21 protein-coding genes are annotated in these 18850 nt (G+C 40.3%); 19 read left to right on the top strand and 2 right to left on the bottom strand.

What is annotated here, in order from left to right:
• Positions 1–10 precede the first annotated feature (10 nt).
• From NAF01_RS16995 to NAF01_RS16975, 5 genes are all read left to right on the top strand, one after another.
• Entirely contained in the window at positions 11–790 is a 780-nt protein-coding gene (locus tag NAF01_RS16995) for a TerC family protein (protein ID WP_250800858.1), read from the top strand.
• A gap of 119 nt (positions 791–909) precedes the next feature.
• Complete coding sequence (locus tag NAF01_RS16990) at positions 910–2121, top strand: HpcH/HpaI aldolase/citrate lyase family protein (protein ID WP_226618430.1); 1212 nt, start codon at positions 910–912, stop codon at positions 2119–2121.
• Positions 2051–3424, top strand: a complete 1374-nt coding sequence (locus tag NAF01_RS16985) for a phosphoribosyltransferase family protein (protein WP_250800855.1) — start codon at positions 2051–2053, stop codon at positions 3422–3424. Before NAF01_RS16990 ends, NAF01_RS16985 begins: the two co-directional genes overlap by 71 nt.
• Entirely contained in the window at positions 3417–4526 is a 1110-nt protein-coding gene (locus NAF01_RS16980) for a cysteine protease StiP family protein (RefSeq protein ID WP_250800851.1), read from the top strand. The genes NAF01_RS16985 and NAF01_RS16980 overlap by 8 nt, the downstream gene beginning before the upstream one ends.
• Positions 4523–5320, top strand: coding sequence for an HAD family hydrolase (locus NAF01_RS16975; RefSeq protein ID WP_250800849.1), 798 nt, complete (start codon positions 4523–4525; stop codon positions 5318–5320). The genes NAF01_RS16980 and NAF01_RS16975 overlap by 4 nt, the downstream gene beginning before the upstream one ends.
• Here NAF01_RS16975 and NAF01_RS16970 read toward each other — a convergent pair.
• A complete protein-coding gene (locus NAF01_RS16970) occupies positions 5317–5565 on the bottom strand; it encodes a hypothetical protein (RefSeq protein WP_048009404.1) in 249 nt (82 codons plus the stop codon). The genes NAF01_RS16975 and NAF01_RS16970 overlap by 4 nt on opposite strands.
• A gap of 289 nt (positions 5566–5854) precedes the next feature.
• Here NAF01_RS16970 and NAF01_RS16965 point away from each other — a divergent pair, with 289 nt between their 5' ends.
• From NAF01_RS16965 to NAF01_RS16935, 7 genes are all read left to right on the top strand, one after another.
• Entirely contained in the window at positions 5855–7498 is a 1644-nt protein-coding gene (locus NAF01_RS16965; protein WP_250800847.1) for a YceG family protein, read from the top strand.
• Positions 7499–7500: 2 nt separating this feature from the next.
• A complete protein-coding gene (locus tag NAF01_RS16960; RefSeq protein WP_250800845.1) occupies positions 7501–8607 on the top strand; it encodes a toxic anion resistance protein in 1107 nt (368 codons plus the stop codon).
• Positions 8608–8659: 52 nt separating this feature from the next.
• Positions 8660–9271 (top strand): TerD family protein, encoded by a 612-nt coding sequence (locus NAF01_RS16955; protein WP_197213839.1) that lies wholly within the window; start codon positions 8660–8662, stop codon positions 9269–9271.
• 232 nt (positions 9272–9503) lie between these two features.
• On the top strand, positions 9504–10205 hold the full coding sequence (locus tag NAF01_RS16950) for an anthrax toxin lethal factor-related metalloendopeptidase (protein WP_250800844.1): 702 nt from the start codon (positions 9504–9506) through the stop codon (positions 10203–10205).
• A gap of 91 nt (positions 10206–10296) precedes the next feature.
• Positions 10297–11091 (top strand): thymidylate synthase, encoded by a 795-nt coding sequence (locus tag NAF01_RS16945; RefSeq protein ID WP_250800842.1) that lies wholly within the window; start codon positions 10297–10299, stop codon positions 11089–11091.
• Positions 11088–11573, top strand: coding sequence for a dihydrofolate reductase (locus tag NAF01_RS16940; RefSeq protein WP_250800839.1), 486 nt, complete (start codon positions 11088–11090; stop codon positions 11571–11573). Before NAF01_RS16945 ends, NAF01_RS16940 begins: the two co-directional genes overlap by 4 nt.
• A gap of 115 nt (positions 11574–11688) precedes the next feature.
• Positions 11689–12420: a lysophospholipid acyltransferase family protein gene (locus tag NAF01_RS16935; protein ID WP_048009398.1), complete on the top strand. Its 732-nt coding sequence runs from the start codon at positions 11689–11691 to the stop codon at positions 12418–12420.
• 40 nt (positions 12421–12460) lie between these two features.
• On the opposite strand, the gene NAF01_RS16930 is transcribed toward NAF01_RS16935, so the two are convergent.
• On the bottom strand, positions 12461–12697 hold the full coding sequence (locus tag NAF01_RS16930; protein ID WP_048009397.1) for a hypothetical protein: 237 nt from the start codon (positions 12695–12697) through the stop codon (positions 12461–12463).
• Between the two features lie 172 nt (positions 12698–12869).
• Between NAF01_RS16930 and ilvA the strand changes: the two genes are divergently transcribed.
• The 7 genes from ilvA to NAF01_RS16895 all read left to right on the top strand — a co-directional run bounded on the left by ilvA (position 12870) and on the right by NAF01_RS16895 (position 18764).
• Positions 12870–14138, top strand: a complete 1269-nt coding sequence (gene ilvA, locus NAF01_RS16925) for a threonine ammonia-lyase IlvA (RefSeq protein ID WP_222497994.1) — start codon at positions 12870–12872, stop codon at positions 14136–14138.
• 144 nt (positions 14139–14282) lie between these two features.
• Positions 14283–14480, top strand: a complete 198-nt coding sequence (locus NAF01_RS16920; RefSeq protein WP_035331398.1) for a twin-arginine translocase TatA/TatE family subunit — start codon at positions 14283–14285, stop codon at positions 14478–14480.
• 86 nt (positions 14481–14566) lie between these two features.
• The gene (gene tatC, locus NAF01_RS16915) at positions 14567–15304 is read left to right on the top strand and encodes a twin-arginine translocase subunit TatC (protein ID WP_048009395.1); all 738 of its coding nucleotides are present in this window, start codon (positions 14567–14569) and stop codon (positions 15302–15304) included.
• Between the two features lie 374 nt (positions 15305–15678).
• Positions 15679–15924: a DUF2535 family protein gene (locus NAF01_RS16910; RefSeq protein ID WP_250800838.1), complete on the top strand. Its 246-nt coding sequence runs from the start codon at positions 15679–15681 to the stop codon at positions 15922–15924.
• Between the two features lie 140 nt (positions 15925–16064).
• Positions 16065–16913, top strand: a complete 849-nt coding sequence (locus NAF01_RS16905) for a DegV family protein (RefSeq protein ID WP_048009393.1) — start codon at positions 16065–16067, stop codon at positions 16911–16913.
• Positions 16914–17049: 136 nt separating this feature from the next.
• A complete protein-coding gene (locus NAF01_RS16900; RefSeq protein ID WP_431189176.1) occupies positions 17050–18048 on the top strand; it encodes a nucleoside hydrolase in 999 nt (332 codons plus the stop codon).
• 134 nt (positions 18049–18182) lie between these two features.
• Positions 18183–18764 (top strand): SCO family protein, encoded by a 582-nt coding sequence (locus NAF01_RS16895; protein ID WP_226618433.1) that lies wholly within the window; start codon positions 18183–18185, stop codon positions 18762–18764.
• The last annotated feature ends 86 nt before the right edge of the window (positions 18765–18850 follow it).

The following is an 18850-nucleotide window of genomic DNA, read 5'->3' as shown; positions in this document are numbered from 1 at the left end:
ATAATTTAGAATGGAAATCTTAGAATCTATTATGCATACATATTCCCAGTTCTTTAATTGGGAAATGTGGGTTGAAGCTTTGTCAAAGCCGGAAAGCTGGGCACTGATAGGTACACTTGTAATTCTGGAAGGCCTATTATCTGCTGATAATGCGCTTGTTCTTGCTGTAATGGTAAAGCATCTGCCGGAAAAACAGCGGAAGAAAGCTCTTTTTTACGGTCTTTTAGGTGCTTACTTCTTCAGATTTATTGCTATCGGCATCGGTGTATTTTTAATTGAATTCTGGTATATCAAGGTGTTAGGTGCTGCCTACCTGGCTTGGCTTGCTATTAAGTATTTTATTGATAAGAGGCAAGCTGAAGAGGAAGGCGATGAACATGCAATTGAAGGCATCAATCAAAGAGGATTATTAATTCGCCTTTTCGGTACTTTCTGGGGAACTGTCATTGCAGTTGAATTGATGGATATTGCATTCTCAATCGATAGTATATTGGCTGCGCTTGGAGTCAGCCAGGAAATCTGGGTGCTGTTGATAGGCGGTATGCTTGGTATTATCATGATGCGTGGTGTAGCAGGCGTATTTTTGAAGCTGATTGACAGGGTTCCGGAGCTGGAAACCAGCTCATATATTCTGATCCTTCTTATTGCTGCTAAAATGCTTGCGAGTGCTGCTGGTATTCACATCGACCATATTTACTTCTTTATCGTATTGGTTATCGTGTTTGCTGTTACTTTTATTGTACATGCGAAGAATGCAAAAAAAGAAGCTGCAGATCAAGGATCAAACTAAATATGTAACTGCATAGATCTTGAAAGGGAACAGACACTTGTCCGCTCCCTTTTATTTTTATCTTTTTTGGTTGAAAAAGGAAGAAAGTAGTATTTTAGTGAAGGAATGGAGCTGCGAAAATGAGACTATTTTCCGATATTCCGGGTGAAAAAATAAATAAAATGTTTTACAAGAAGCCTGGCTATTTTAATAAGAGATCCGACAGGGAGCTATTATCATATGCTCTTGGGGCAACTTTATATATGCCGGCGACAAGGCCAAATATTCACCAGGATCTGCTGTCAAAAAAGCATGCTGGCCTTTCATCCATGGTCATATGCCTTGAAGATGCAATTGGTGATGATGAAGTGGAATTGGCGGAAAATCTGCTTTGTTCGGAATTGGAAAATTTGAGTTCAGACCTTGTGAAAGGTCTTTGTGAAGAAGAAGATCTCCCTTTGATCTTCGTGCGAATCAGAAGCTATGAGCAGCTTATGAGACTCAAAAGCAGAATTCCGAATGGAATGCATCTCCTGACCGGCTTTGTCCTGCCTAAGTTTTCACCAGCTGAAGGATGCAAAATTTTAACTGAAATAAAAGAGCTTAATTCTCATGGGTATTGTTTATATGCCATGCCGATTCTGGAGACGAAAGAAATTATTCAGAAAGAAACAAGGCTTGAAGAGTTGATCGGCATAAAGAAAGTGCTGGATCAATATTTTGAGCTGATATTAAATGTAAGAATTGGAGCTACGGATTTTAGCGGACTCTACGGAATACGAAGGAATTCTGATACGACAGTTTACGATATTGCTGTAATTAGAGATTGCATATCAGATATTATTAATATTTTTCTGCGTGCGGACCAGCCGTATGTCATTTCAGGTCCGGTATGGGAGTATTTTTCCTCAAAAGAGCGTCTTCTAAAGCCTCAAATAAGGCAAACACCATTCATGGAACGTCTTGGACAGGATGGACTGAAAATGAGAACGGACTTAATTGATCGGCATATGGATGGTTTAATAAGAGAAATTGCAATGGATATTTCAAATGGCTTAACAGGGAAAACCATTATTCATCCAACCCACATTAGGCCTGTACAGGCATTGAATACGGTAACACTTGAAGAGTACCTGGATGCTCAGAGCATCGCCGGTCAGGCCGGCGGAAAAATAGGGGTTATGAAAAGCAATTATCAAAACAAAATGAATGAAATTAAACCCCATTTATATTGGGCAAAAAAAATATTATTAAAATCAGAAGTATACGGGGTGCTGCAGGATGAGATCACATACATTGATCTACTCAAAAACGAAACATTCAATTCAGATACTCAACTCATTAACCGTTGATATTCATATAACCGAGAACCCATATGAGCTGCTCCCTGAAGATTTATTTGTCATGGCAGCAAGAATTAACAAGAAAAGATCTTTCTTATTTGTCAGCAAAGTACTCGGGAAGCATATACCGATAGACCCTAAGATCGGACTTCTGACAGGAGAATTGCTCGCCAGCCGTTATATGGAGAAGGTGAAGAAGGTGGAGACCGGAAAGGCCGCAGAGCTTTTATCCGCTATTGAAAACGGTACAGATTTCTTGAACAGCAGTCCTTTTATTGATAAAGACCATAACCCGGTTATTATTGGATTTGCCGAGACAGCAACGGCACTTGGACATGCTTTCTTTCAATCATTTAAACGTGCCGATTACTTTCATACAACAAGAGAGCAGCTGGCAAATCAGAATTCAGTCATAACTTTTGAAGAAGAGCATTCTCATGCTACTTCACACAGATGCTATGCAGATGCAGACCTTTTGGATAACAAGAGGGAGATTATACTTGTCGATGATGAAATGACTACAGGGAAAACAGCTATTAATATCATCCGCTCCATCCATGAACGCTTTCCGAGAAAGATATATACAGTCGTCTCCATCCTGGATTGGCGTTCCCCAAAAGATCAAATCCTGTTTGATGATTTGGAAAAAGAGCTGGGCATTATTATTAACAATGTGTCTCTTCTAAAAGGGGAGATCGATGTAAATGGGACTCCTGATGTGAATAAAGGTCAGTCAGCAGGCGAGCTTTCAGGACAAACTGCACAGATTTCCTATATTGATATAAGTAAAGAATTCCCTGAATTATTAGGCCGGACGAACGAACCATCAGTTACTTTAAGCGGTGAGATCAGAAGTATTCCCTATTTAAAAGATTCGGGCCGTTTCGGGCTGGATGCAAAACGCCAGGCCGGATTAAGTGTGTCATTAGCAGAGATTGGCCAATTCTTATCCCGAAAACGGGATGGAAGAAATACATTATGTCTCGGAACCGGGGAGTTCATGTATATCCCTATGAAGCTTGCCTCCTTAATGGGGGAAAGCGTAAAGTTCCACTCAACAACACGCAGTCCCATCTTTGTAAGAAATGATAAAGACTATGGAGCACAATACGGCATTTCCTTTGAAAATCCTGAAGACCCTGAAATGGCACAATATGTTTATAACATTCCAGACGGTTGTTATGATGAAGTGTTCCTGTTTTTTGAAAGAGAACCGGAAAAAGATTTCCTTATGCCTTTTATCAATCAATTAAAAAAATATATTAAAAATGTAAAAGTAGTCTACTTTAACGGAGGTGGAAAAAATGAATAAAACAGCAGATAAATTTGGTTCATATAGTAAAGATGATGTTATCTTTTTATTGAAGGATTTAAGTGGATATTCACTTGAAGGATCCATTGAACAAAGAGAAAAAAACATTCAGTCCGGTCAGCATTATAGTGAAACGCTTCCTATTGAATATCAGCCGCCTGAAAAATACCTTTCTCTGTTTTGGGAAACGCTTGATGTTTATAAACGGAAAACAGCATTGTCAACAGGAGCGGTTTCTGAGCAGATCTGGAAGCAAAAAGGAAAAAATACTGTTTTAGTTTCTCTCGCGAGAGCAGGAACACCTGTTGGAATTCTGATAAAGAGGTATCTTTCTGAAGTTTATGGTGTGAGTTTGCCGCATTACAGCATTTCCATTATCAGGGACAGGGGGATTGACGAAAATGCCATAAAGCATATTCTAAACTCACATCCCGGCTGTGAAATTCAATTTGTGGACGGATGGACAGGAAAAGGGGCTATCTCCATTGAATTAACCAAGGCCTGCAGACAGTTCCAGGAAACTTGTGGTGTTATTCTTGATGATACCTTGGCCGTTCTTGCTGATCCTGGTTATTGCACAACTTTATATGGAACGAGGGAAGATTTTCTGATTCCAAGTGCCTGTCTCAACTCAACTGTTTCAGGATTGGTCAGCAGAACAGTATTAAATAAATCCTTAATTGGGCCTGAAGATTTCCATGGCGCCAAATATTATAGTGAGCTGGAAGAAGCTGATGTTTCAAACCAATATCTCTCAGCTGTAGCAGAGGAGTTCCCGGCTATTAAACAGGAAGCTGCTGAACTTGCGAAAAGGATTATGAATAACCCGGGGGAAGCAAGTTTTAAGGGCATGGAAGAGATTCAGAGAATACAAGAGGAATTTAATATTGAATCTATTAACTTTGTAAAGCCGGGAGTAGGCGAAACAACCAGAGTTCTTCTAAGAAGGCTTCCATGGAAAATTCTGATGAAAGATCCGGAAAGTCCATATGTTGGCCATATTGTCATGCTGGCCCGGGAGCGGAATGTTGAGGTTATTCATTATCCTGATATGAGTTATACCTGCTGCGGATTAATTAAAAAGACTGGAGAAAAATCATGAGGATGTTTGCATCAGATTTGGACAGGACACTGATCTACTCAAATAAAGCACTTGCTGATTTTGGGCAGTCAGGAGAAGATTTAATAGGTGTTGAGCGTAAAGATGGCAGGGAAATTGCCTTTATGACACAAGAAGCTCGGAGTTTACTGAAAGAGATATCTGCTCAAATGCTCTTTGTGCCTGTTACAACGAGGACTTATGAGCAATATAAGCGTATTTTCATTTTTCAGGATGTCCTTAACATTCCTTACACTGTCACATCCAATGGTGCCAATATCCATTATTATGGAAAACCTCTTGAGGAGTGGTCCGTCATAGTCCGAAAGAGGCTGAAGGCAGAGTGTGCTTTGCTTGAGGAAATGATGGTCAGGTCACAAAGCCTGGAACTGAACGGGAAAATAAGAATGGCTGAAAATCTTTTCTTTTATTATATTCTTGAAGAAAAATTAACAGCTGAAGCCAAAAAAGCAATGGCTGATCTGGCGGAATCCTTTGGATGGAGGATATCCCATCAGGGAAGAAAGCTGTATTTTATGCCAAATCCCATCTGTAAGGGCGAGGCAGTGAAATTTATTCAGGAACGGGAAGATATAAATATGATAATTGGGGCAGGAGATTCCATGCTTGATCATGACTTTTTAAAGTACTGCGACTATGCATATGTCCCCAGCCACGGAGAACTGGCAGCTGAAAAGTCCATCACATCTCCTTACTTGATTACTGCTAATATAGGGACAGCGGCAGGGGAAGAAATTCTAAATAATATACTAAATAGTATGAAAGAAAGAGTTTAGTCCGGCTGGTCCCTCAGCCATTTTTTTAAAACGATAAATAAGCAGATGCAAAAAGTATAGCTTCCTGTAAAGATTAAGCTGCTGATGGGAATAGACTGGTAATTGGCAAAAGAGAAAATGGCAAGGATCAATGACAGGAAAAAGACGTCTATAAAAACAAAGGAACTTGAACATAAAGTATTCCTGATTATATCCAGATCATGATCAATCCCCCGATATCTCACTCTTCGAAAAAGCAGCCTCATACTTACTCACCTTCCTCTTACAAAGTACTCCACTTTATGCGGGGACAGGGATAAAGGTGAAAGAGTCCATTTGATGTCAATCAGCAATGAAAAATATTGCCGGAATGAAACTTTCTTACTGTTTATACGTAAAGAAAGTGAACGATTTTTAGAAAAAGGCTGTATTCCTATGATATGATGGTAATAAGTTTACATATTTTTTTCCGTGCTATTATCCGGGAACTGAAACGCAATTTTTGAATGAAATGATAAGAATGCATCTTTCGCTCATAGAGGGAAGGGATAATAATTGAACTTGTCGTACAGTCAAATTAAAACTCACATCTTAAAGGTTACATATGAGAACTGGAGCTCTCAGTTAAAAAAGCCTAATCATGAACGTGAAAGTTACAGAGAGGAACAGCAAACGCTGCATGTTGGCCAAATTGTTGCCAGATTTCTTGGAGTTCCCCTCGATGAAGATGAATATTATAATCGTCTTTTTGATCTTATTCACACAGAGAATACAGGGCTTCTCCTCCTTAGTGAAGAACATTTGGATAAAACCATTAATAATCAGCAGTTCCAGGCGATACAAAAAGTCCTGAATATTAACCGGGAACAGAATTTATCCATAAACCGATTTGCTGCTTTCCTAGATGGAGAACAGCTGCTGCTCAAATCTTCCTCACCTTCTCTGCACAGGAAAATAAGAGAAGCGATGATCAGTATGCTGAATCTGTTTTCTGAAAAGGAATCAGGCGGCTTGAAAAACCAGGATATAAGAAGAGTGCTTGTAGATGTGATTAAGTGGTCCGCTAATCATTTAGGCACAGAACTTAAAGAAATTGACCCGAAATTGGGTATGCCAAAAGTCCTTTGGTACGGGAATGGGAAAAAGAGTCATTATTACTTTTTATACTACTTAATTCAAATCGGGTGCGATATTCTTTATTTTTCTCCTTCAGGAGAAGACCTTTTTGCAGAGATGGGTCAGGAAGTTCAGGATTCTTTTGTACATCATTATACTGAAAAGAAAAAGCCTGAACCCTTCCCGCAGGAAAAGAGAAGAAGGAGTGCTACAGTCGCCTACAGGGCATCCAGGGAAATAGAAACCATCCTTAACCATGAGGGTTCAGGCCTTTATAAACCCTGGCAGCTTAGGGAGTATACTCCTTCTTCTGTTACCTTGAAAACCACTTATGATGAACTTTTTATTTTAATTAAAGAGAAAGCTATGATCCGCCCAAACTTTGAGGTGAAGGATGGAAGGGTCATGATACCCTCCCTTTTTTCAAAGATTCAGGGAGTAAGCAGGAACCGAAAGGAATATTGGGATCGAATACAAACGATCAGCCAATATGAAGAAAGTCTGCTGATAAAAAGATTCCCTTTCACGAACAGCGTCAACAATGATTTTCGTTTCCATTATCGCAATGCACTGGACGGGGAAGGGAAGCTTGACCCTGAAAAAATCATTTCAGGGCACTATTGGAGGTATCAGCAGCTTCCTGGAGGTCTTCAAAATGGAATTGCAAAGGCCATTAGAAATATGTGTGATCGCCCGCGATTAAAGCCGCTGCCGGGTGAATCGGAAGAAGAATTGAAGATTTATCTGTTTAGCCAAAGCCTGCAAATTCCGCCGAGCATTCTAAAGTTAATGCAGCAATTTGATTACTCGCAGGAAGTTCCTAAGATTATCCTCTATAACAACGAGCTGAACGGGACGATGGTAAGAACAGATGCCGCACTCCTTTTGCTGCTTAATCAATTTGGGATAGATATTGTACTGTATAATCCGCCGGGCCATAACGACATTGAAAACTTCATTGAGGAAGATTTATATGATGTTCATTGGCTTGAGGATGTTGTTTTTGAACAGGAATTTAAGGAGCCATCCTTTCTTAAAAAGGTTCTCTTTCAAGGATTATTAAAAAATTTAAAGGGTGATTGAAAATGAATCCGACCAAATCAACAGAACTGAATTTAACAGCCGAGCTGCAGGATGATAAATTAACCGAAAATAACGTTTCAGAAATTAAGCTTGCTTTAAGGCAGGAGCCTGAGGTGCAAAATCTGGCCAGGTCCATTGATGAGAAGGACCAAATCCAAATACTTGAATTCGGCAAAGAGCCCGCTGTTCAGATTTCCCGCTTCTCTGACCAGATATTGAGCAACATGAGAACAACGAAGGTTGAAGATTCAGGTGAACTTTTAAAGCAGCTCGGCAGAATCATGGACAAATTTGACAAGAAGGATTTTGAGCAGGGACCTAAAGGCATCTTTGGCAAGCTTTTCAAGCGCGGAGAAAAAATGATTGAAAAGCTTTTCGGAAAATACCAGACAATGGGTGCGGAAATTGATAAAGTGTATGTTGAAATTTCCAAATACCAAAGTGAAATGGTCGATTCCACAACCATGCTTGAACAAATGTATGAGCAGAATTATCAGTACTATCTGACGCTCGAAAAATATGCTGTTGCAGGACAAATGAAAGCTGATGATATAAAAGCCAATCAGCTTCCACAGCTGGAAGCGCGGGCGGCTCAGGGAGATCAGATGGCTTCGATGCAGCTTGATACGTTAAGAAATGCCGTCGATCTACTCGAGCAAAGAGTTTATGATCTTGAAATGGCTAAAATGGTTGCCCTTCAGACAGCACCGCAAATCCGGCTGCTGCAGAGAGGAAATACCAAACTTATCGGCAAGATTAATTCTGCGTTTGTAACCACTATTCCAATCTTTAAAAACGGTCTGATTCAGGCAGTTGCAGCCAAAAGGCAAAAGCTTGTTGCTGATTCTATGAGCGAGCTGGACAGACGGACAAATGAAATGCTGGTGCGCAATGCGCAGAATATTTCAAACCAAAGTGCTGATATTGCAAGATTGGCAGGCGGTCCAAGCATTAAGATTGAAACGATTGAGGAATCCTGGAATATCATCATGAAAGGTATGCAGGAGACAAAATCAATAGAAGAAGAAAATAAACGTCTGCGAGAAGAAGGAACCAGGAGACTGGAACAGCTCCAGGACAATTTTAAAAAAATGAAGCAGCAGGGTTAGTCAGCTGCACATTTTTAAATAAAATATAAATTATTGACGAGGTGGAATTGATATGGCAATAAATCTTCAAAAAGGCCAGCGTGTTGACTTAACTAAAGGAAATCCGGGATTATCTAAAATTATGGTAGGATTAGGCTGGGATCCAGTGCAAAAAAGCGGAGGCGGCGGTCTCCTGGGATCTTTATTCGGAGGCGGCGGCGGAGCAAATATCGACTGTGATGCTTCTGTAATCATGCTTGGTGAAAATGAAAAGCTTAAAAGCAATAAAGATGTCATTTACTTCGGCAATTTAAAAAGCAGCGACGGAAGTGTCCAGCATACGGGGGACAATCTGACAGGAGCAGGAGATGGGGACGACGAGCAGGTGCTGATTGATTTAAGCAGAGTGCCTGCACACATTCACAAAATGGTGTTCGTTGTAAACATTTATGACAGTGTAAAGAGAAAGCAGCATTTCGGAATGATTCAAAATGCATTCATCAGAGTAGTAAACTCCGGCAACAATCAGGAACTGATTCATTACAACCTGACTGACAACTACAGCGGAAGTACCAGCTTAATAGTTGGAGAGATTTATCGCCATGGAAGCGATTGGAAGTTTGCAGCAGTAGGTACTGGAACTGCTTCTCCCGGCCTTTCAGATGTAGTGCGTTCTTATTCTTAATAAAAATAAACTTCAAAGGGGCCCGAAATTACTCGGGCCCTTTTTGAATTTTCATAAAAGTTTCCCATCATTTGTTTCCTTTTAATCCTCCTTTCATATGTTATAATTTTAATAGATTATCAGATCGGTAAAAGATTTTTTCTCCATTCAGGCAGTTCCGCAGCTTATACACTTCAAAGAGCTCTGTTGCCCGCAAATTATACATCTTAGATTAGCAGAAGGGGCTTTTAACATGCGCAAAATGGTACTTACATTTACAATTATAATCGTCTCCCTTGCACTGCTTGGGAATTCTCAGGCTGCCATGGGCGGCATCAAACTAAAGGATTACCCGCATTCTTCCCAGCTTAAAGAGTTTCTTAGTCTGAAATCTCCACGCCAGCTTGGTGAAATCTTTATTGTGCCTCTCGAACCTTTTGATGAGAGAGAGGCTGCAGAGATGATTTCCCGAGTGGATCATCTGCCCGCTTCCCTGCTCTCCAAAATAGAGGGTGAAGATATTAGGGTGAAATTATTCACGGGGAAACTTACTGATAATCCTACAGCGCAGCATCTTGCAGGGGTAATTCCCCGCGGCTATACAGGGGATACCACTTGGGATGATGTCCCGGGGATTGGCGGCGCAAAAACAGTCCTTGTAAAAATAGGCTTCAGTGATAAGGGGAAAGGTCATGGATCCGTTAATCTGGAACTTCATGAACTTGCCCATTCTGTTGATCGTCATGTTTATAATGGCATTCGATTTAATCAGAAGTTTCTCTCTGTGTGGAAAGCGGAAAAAGCTAAATTGTTCCCGGGCCAAAATTATCTTCTTTCCTTCCCGGAAGAATATTTCGCTGAGGCATTTGCGATGTATTTTGCAGAAGGGGAATCGAGGGAATTATTAAGAGAGAATGCTCCGAAAACCTATGATTTTATAAAAAAATTAAACTGATTTTACCTGTTTTTTTATAATTTTTAACTAATGTTAAACAATCGGAAATTGTGTACAATAGCAATGAGTATTTTAAAAAGGTTGGGTTGATATGAAACAATATTTGGATCTTTGCAGGCATGTCCTGGAAAATGGCACTAAAAAAGAAGACCGTACAGGCACAGGTACAATAAGCACGTTTGGATATCAGATGCGCTTTGACCTGCAGGAGGGCTTCCCGCTTGTTACGACTAAGAAATTGCATCTGAAATCCATTATCCATGAGCTATTATGGTTTTTAAATGGAGATACAAATGTGAAATACCTTCAGGATAATGGTGTGCGGATATGGAATGAGTGGGCAGACGAGGAAGGGAATCTAGGGCCCGTTTATGGACATCAGTGGAGATCCTGGACAGGTGCTGATGGAAATACAGTTGATCAGATCACGAGCCTGATTGAGCAAATCAAAACAAATCCTGATTCCCGCCGCCTGATTGTAAATGCATGGAATGTTGGAGAAATTGAAAAGATGGCTTTGCCGCCTTGCCACTGCATGTTCCAGTTTTACGCTGCAGATGGAAAGCTATCCTGCCAGCTTTATCAGAGATCTGCAGATGTCTTTCTCGGCGTGCCGTTTAATATTGCTTCCTATGCTTTACTGACTATGATGGTTGCGCAGGTTTGCGATCTGGAGCCTGGTGAATTTGTTCATACTTTCGGTGATGTGCATATCTACCAGAATCATCTTGAACAGGTAAACCTCCAGCTGAGCCGCGATCCCCGAAAGCTTCCAAAGATGAAGATTAATCCTGAGGTGAAAGATATTTTCAGCTTTAAGTTTGAGGATTTCCAGCTTGAAGACTATAATCCGCATCCTCATATTAAAGGAGTTGTCAGTGTATGATTTCTTTAATGTGGGCAATGGATGAGAACCGTGTGATCGGCAGGGATAATAAACTTCCCTGGCATTTGCCTGAGGATTTAAAGTTTTTTAAAAGAACGACGATGGGGCATCCCATTGCCATGGGACGCAAAACCTGGGATTCAATCGGGAGACCTCTGCCGGGGAGAGAAAATATTGTGATAACCCGGAATAATTCCTTTTCCTGTGATGGATGTACAGTAGTACATACAGTTGAGGAGCTGCTGAAGTACAGCGGCGATAGGGAAGATGAAATTTTTGTCATTGGCGGTGCCGAGATTTTCAAAGCCATTCTTCCTGCAGCTGATCGTCTATATCTGACTATGATTTATGACGAATTTGAAGGGAACACATATTTTCCGGAATTGGACATGTCAGAATGGGACCTTCTTTCAAGGGAGAAGGGCACAAGGGATGAAAAAAATCCGTATGATTTTGAATTCCTCATTTATAAAAGAAAATAAACAAAAAGCAGCTCGCGCCGGCGGGCTGCTTTTTTAAATTTATAAACTGTAAACATATAGTGAAAGGATCCTGATTAATATATAATGTAAAACATCCCAACCCTTGGAGGTATGTATGCTTCGATTAATAATCTTTTTTCTTTATATGGGCGGATATTTGATTTATAGCCTGCCTGCTCTATCCCGGATGAGAAACCTGAATTCAGCACTTCCCGTTGAAGAGCGCGACTGCATCATCCATAAAGTGCCCCAAAAGTGGTCCAGGACAATAATGAAAATATCAGGCTCTCAAGTAAAAATTACGGGGCAGGAATTGATCCCCGAGGGGCCTGTTGTCATTGTCTGCAACCATGAAGGGGATTTCGATATTCCAGTCCTTCTATCATCTATTAATAAACCTTTTGGCTTCATATCAAAAATTGAAGTGAAGAAAGCACCCATCATCTCATCATGGATGGAAGTCATGAACTGTGTCTTTATTGATCGCAGCAATCGCAGGAGTGCTATCAATTCTTTGAAGAATGCTGCAGAGCTTTTAAAACAGGGACACTCTCTCCTGATTTTCCCGGAAGGGACGAGAAGCAGGGGCGGGCAGGTAGCGCCTTTTAAAGTAGGCGGATTCAGGCTTGCACAGGATGCAGGTGTTCCGATTGTGCCAATATCTATTAAAGGGACGGCAGATGCCTTTGAAAAGAATGGGAGACTCATAAAGCCGGCTAAAATAGAAATCAGGGTATGCAAGCCTGTGAATGCCAGGATTGTTAAAGATATGGATGCAAAGTTTCTTGCGCAGGAAGTAAGAGGGATAATCTGCAGCAGTCTCTCGAACAGAAAAATCGCATCATAAAAAGAAGGCCCCAGTCAGTCAGGGGCCTTTTAGCGGTAAATTATAAATTCGGATTCACTAAATAATCTGTGAGCTTCTGAATCATTCCGTGGTATTCCCTGGGATCGCAAAACTCTTCTGCGGTAAAGTTCTCTTTCACCCACTCTATTAATTCATCTGCACTGTTGAAGTACTCTCCACTCGTGTCGCTTTTCCGAATCATATACCTGCCGTTATCTTCATCCACTGTTACCTCCACAGGCAAAGCGCTATCCAGACTGCATAAAGAAAACTCCATTCCTGCACCCCTTTGAGATATAAATTAACTTTTGCTTATTATATGTCAGTTTTATCTGTTTCTATCCATAAAATAATTCGAAAAATGTAAATTTTTAAAATACCGGATTGAAATCGTGATTTGTCATGGTATAATGTACAAATTAATAACTTGTAAAGAAGAGGGTGGCAAAATGGAACAGAAACTAATGACAAAAAAATGGGTGCAGTTGGAAGATATTTTGATTGCATACCAGCAGCTAAAGGATATTGTTGCCCATACACCTTTACAGAAAAATGAACGCCTATCAGAAAAGTATGAGTGCAATGTCTATTTGAAAAGGGAAGATCTTCAGCATGTCCGCTCATTTAAATTAAGAGGCGCCTACTATAAAGTTAAATCTTTAACTGCAGAGGAGCTTGAAAACGGTGTAGTCTGTGCAAGTGCAGGGAATCATGCGCAGGGAGTTGCCTATGCATGCAGACACCTTGGGGTTCAGGGGAAGATCTTTATGCCAGCGACCACGCCGAGACAGAAGGTGAGCCAAGTAGAGCTGTTTGGGAGAGATACAGTGGAGATTATACTTGTTGGAGACACTTTTGATGATTCCTATCACGAAGCTCTTAAATGTGCCACGGAGGAAGACAGGGCATTTATCCATCCGTTTGATGATGAAATGGTGATAGCGGGACAGGGAACAGTAGCGGTCGAAATGCTTAACGATTGTGAAGAGCAAGTCGATTTTGTTATTGCCAGCATTGGCGGAGGCGGATTGATGGCAGGACTCAGCACATACATAAAAAGCATCTCACCGGAAACGCAGATGATTGGGGTTGAACCTGAAGGAGCACCCTCTATGAGTGAAGCTATCAGGGTTCAAACAGTAGCACCCCTCGGGGAGATTGATAAGTTTGTAGATGGTGCTGCGGTAAAGTGTGTCGGTGAAAAAACTTATGACATCTGTAATGAGCTTGTTGATGATATTTTCATGGTTCCGGAAGGGAAAGTGTGCACGACAATCCTTGAATTATATAACGAGCATGCGATTGTGGCAGAGCCTGCAGGTGCTTTGCCGATTGCTGCATTGGATATGTGCAGAGATCAAATTAAGGGAAAGAATGTTGTATGTGTGATCAGCGGGGGCAATAATGATATTGGCCGCATGCAGGAAATTAAAGAGCGTTCCCTGCTTTATGAAGGCCTGCTTTACCACTTCATAGTGAATTTCCCCCAAAGGGCAGGAGCATTAAGAGAATTCCTTGATGAAGTGCTTGGCCCAACGGACGATATTACACGTTTTGAATATACGAAAAAAAATAATAAAGAAAATGGTCCGGCCCTTGTAGGAATAGAACTGAAGCATAGGGAAGACTATAGCGACCTCATAGTGAGAATGAATAAAAAGGGATTCTCTTACAAGGAGATAAACAAAGACAGCAACCTTTTTCATCTTCTTGTATAAGTATCCGGATGACTTGCAGATCCCTATGATTTAATAAGATATGTGACTGAAATATGAATTTTTATGATATCTGTGACATTTCCTTTGAAAAGTACTATAATCGTATTAGATTCAAAAGGGAAGTACTTTAAAGGAGATGTGAATATGCTTTCAAATATCGGTGTACCAGGATTAATTTTAATCCTTGTTTTGGCGTTAATCATATTCGGTCCAAAAAAGCTGCCGGAAATTGGCCGTGCTTTTGGTGAAACACTAAGAGAATTTAAAAAATCTACCCGGGACCTGACCAGTGACGTGATGGATGAGCTTGAACAGGATACTAAGAAAAAAACGGTTAAATAAGGTGTAAGGATATACTTCTTGCACCTTTTTGTTTTGGGTTAAGATACAACAGGCTGGGCCAGATATAAAATTAGCAGGAGAATCGTATGGAAGAAAAAGAGTTAAATTTAGTCGAACATCTAGATGAATTAAGAAAAAGACTCATTATAACGGCATCAGCATTTATCCTGTTCTTTATTGCAGGCTTTGTGTTTGTGGAGGATATTTATAAATGGCTGGTAAGAGACCTGGACGTCAAATTGATTGTCCTGGGCCCAAGTGATATAATCTGGGTTTACTTTATGCTTGCTACGGTCATTGCCGTTGCAGGAACAATTCCCGTTCTGGCTTTGCAGATTTGGCTGTTTGTCAAGCCTGCCCTTACAGCAGCTGAGCGGAAGATTTCTCTTTCTTATGTGCCGGCGCTATTTATTTTGTTCATTATTGGCCTTTGCTTTGGCTATTTTGTCATTTTCCCCACCGTATTAAGTTTTCTTGTTGATTTGGGTGGAGAATTGTTTGAGGCCAATTTCACTGTGGATAAATATTTCCGCTTTGTCCTTAATATGACTTTGCCTTTTGGAGTTTTGTTTGAACTCCCGGTAGTCATCATGTTCCTGACTTCGCTGGGAATTATAAATCCTTATGTGCTTACTAAAATCAGGAAGTATGCTTACTTTGTCCTTGTCGTGATTTCGGTTGTAATATCACCTCCTGATTTCATGTCTGATATTCTTGTCACTATTCCATTGCTTCTGCTCTACGAAATAAGCATCAACTTATCAAAAATTGTCTATAAAAAAAAGCTAAAAAAACAAGAGAATACAGGAGAATCTTCTTCATAAAAGTTTTTTTGCAAGGTTTGATGATATATATATATTATTTGCCGAGTTGATTGGAGCGGAAGGTGCGAGATCCTCGAAAATGCATTCGCATTTTCTTCGTGCGGTGTTTACTCAAGGAAGCATATTCAAAGTCCTGCGGGAGTAGCGGGACAGGTGAGACCCCGCAGACGCGAAGCGTCGAGGAGGCTCACCGCCTGCCCGCGGAAAGCGAGCAGCCTGGAACGGAAATCAACGGTCAACATTGAGAGGCGAAAAACAATAATTTATAGGAAAAGAGCTTCATAAAAAAAATAATGTGATAGCATAATCAGACACATTTCGAGCCGTATTTGGGGTATAATATTAACAAACGGGTGAAAAAGAGGATTGATATTTTGCTATTTAAAAGCCTAGAGTTCAAAAATGCTGTTGGACAGAAGGTAAAAATTACTGAAATTCCTGTATTGGCAAAAGATAGCCCTTATTATTTTATGATCCAAGTCCGTTTAAAAACTTTTATTGCGGCCACTAATGCCAATCCACTTAAGAACCATTCTTTTAGAGAATATCTAAAGCGAGTTTTAAAGTGGCCCGTCTATGCAGAGATTTTTAAGACTCCAGAATTAAAAAATAACGCTTAACAACATTGATGCCGGCAGCCAGCCGGTATTTTTTTGGCCGCTTGGAAGAGAAAAACAAGCTATATATTTATTGCTTTATTTGTATTTTGCTTGAATGTATAATATGAACTAATTGTTAATGCAGGGGAAGTGAAAGCATAATGGCTAAAATTAAAATTGTTACTGATTCAACAGCTGACCTATCCAGCGAATTGCTTGAAAAATTCGATATTGAAGTCGTCCCGCTATCTATTCACATCGATGGTGATACATACTTGGACCGGGTTGATATTACTCCATCTGAATTTATGAGGAAAATGAAAGAAGCGGACGAGCTGCCTAAAAGCTCACAGCCTCCCGCGGGAGTGTTCGCAGAGGTGTATGACAGATTTGGTGACCAGGGCTATGAAATTCTCTCTATTCATATGACTGGCGGAATGAGCGGTACTGTTCAATCAGCAGAAAGTGCAGCAGCTATGTCACATGCAAATGTTACCGTGGTAGATTCCAGATATATTTCCAAAGCACTGGCTTTTCAAGTCTTGGAGGCTGCGAAAATGGCCAGAGAAGGTAAAAGTATTCAGGAAATTGTCAGCCGGCTGGAAACCATTCGCAGCAATACTAAGTTGTTTGTAGTAGTGGACACACTGGAAAACCTTGTGAAAGGCGGGAGAATTGGCAAAGGCAAAGCCATGATCGGGTCCCTGCTGAATATAAAACCAATTGCCTCGCTTGAAGGCGGTGTTTATACACCTGTCGCCAAAGTAAGAAGCCATACCCAGGTTGCAAAATATTTGGCCAAGCAATTTGCAGAAGATATTAAAGGGAAAACAATTAGAGGTGTAGGTCTTGTTCATGCAGAGGGCATTGAGTTAGCTTCTAAGCTGAAAACAATGATAGAAGAGCTGGATGCTGGCGCAGAGGTTGAAATCGAAGAAACAACTCCAATTATCAGTACACATACAGGTCCAGGTGCAATTGGGTTTATGTATCATCTGGAAGATAAATAAAAAGGACGCATAGCTCTCAGGCTATGCGTTTTTTTGCGAAATCAATTTTTTCTCTAATCATGGTTAGGAATAGTGAAATCATAGACTTTTATCCTATTTTAAAATATTTGCCATTCTTGATTATCCCCGGAATAAAATGAATTATGGGGGTGTAGGGTTGAAGAGGAAAAATGTATTATTTTTTAGTGACTTTGGTATTGACGATTTTGTTGCAGTTATATTTGCGTTTTTCTCAGAGGACATCAATATCGTCGGGATTGTTGCTGATTATGGAAATGTTTCCAGGGACGATGCCGTCCGAAATGCAGCTTACCTTCGTGAATTGACCGGACAAAATACTCCTGTATTCAGCGGAGCCGTATTGCCTTTAACCGGCGAGGTTCCGGTGTTTTTCCCGGATATTCACGGCATAGAAGGGCTGGGTCCGATTATTCCTAACCTGGAGAATTCCAATAACATGTTTGAAAACTTCGATGATTTTAAGGAACTGATCGAGAACTATGAAAATGATATAACAATCGTTAATGTAGGAAGACTTTCTTCATTGGCGACGGCCTTTATCCTTTATCCGGGACTTATGAGTAAAGTCAGTGACTTTTATATTATGGGAGGGGCATTCAATGTTCCGGGCAATGTGACTCCAGTGGCTGAAGCAAATTTTTATGGGGACCCGTATGCGGCTAATGTTGTGTTTGCCAATGCACCGAAGAAGATTCATGTCTTTCCTCTGGATGTAACCATGTCTGCAATCGTTACTCCGGCACTTATCGATTCTCTTGATGCCTATTATCAAAAAGTGCAAAATAAAGTCGGCTTGTTTCTTAAGCCTATGGTTGATTATTATTTTAATTTTTATAAGGAAACCTATCCAGACATAAGCGGAAGTCCCATGCATGATTTATTTACATTGTGGGCAATGCTTGCGGGGGCTGAAATTCAATATCAGGATGTACCGGTAAAGATAATTACTGACAAAGGGGAGGCATTTGGCCAGAGCATTGGAGACTTTAGAAATGTTCCTCCGGAAGAAAAGATGAAGTACCGGATACATCAGATTGCTGTGCAATTTAATTATTCAAACTTCATAAAAACATTTTATGAGATTATGACGAACCATAAAACGAAACCAACCTAAAAATTTTTCCATCCATCAGTTTGTCATAATAATAGAAGAAGGTTCTTATTCACAAGTTTGTCATAAGTACTTCTTTCTTCTTTCATGAATATTTGCTAAAATTAGCATCGTAACTAATCAAAGCAGGTGAATGTATGAGGAAAAAAGTTTTTGCTTTAATGGCTGCTGCTTTTATGCTTGCAGTTCTTGCAGCATGCGGACAGAGCGGCATAAAGGACGCGTTAAATTGGGAACTGGCTGATTTTACGTATACAAACCAGGATAATAAAGAATTTGGTTTAAAGGATCTTAAAGGCAAGGTGTGGGTAGCCGACTTTATTTTTACCAATTGCGAAGATGTATGTATGCCCATGACAGCTAATATGAAGAAGCTTCAGGATTTGGCTGAGGAGGAAGGCATAAAAAATATTGAATTTGTTTCATTCAGTGTAGACCCAAAAGTGGATACACCTGAAGTTTTAAAGGAATTTGCATCTACATACAATGCAGATTTCAGCAATTGGCATTTTCTGACCGGATATGAACAGGAGGAAATTGAGAAATATGCTATGGAATACTTCAAAACCATTGTGAAAAAGCCGCAAACAGGTGATCAGGTAATCCATGGAACAGATTTTTATCTTGTTGACCAGAATGGTAAAGTAATGAAGTATTATACTGGTCTTAATGAAATTCCATTAGATGAAATTATAAATGATATTAAAGCATTGCAATAGACCTTGGACGAGGTCTATTTTTCTTTTCAGTTTAGTCCTTGCTGCTGCAGGAACAATGCTGATTATTTTTAAATTTGAGTTGCATG

This window comes from Cytobacillus firmus (assembly GCF_023657595.1).
GTDB lineage: Bacteria > Bacillota > Bacilli > Bacillales > Cytobacillaceae > Cytobacillus > Cytobacillus firmus_B.
This window is presented reverse-complemented; position numbering and strand designations above follow the sequence as displayed.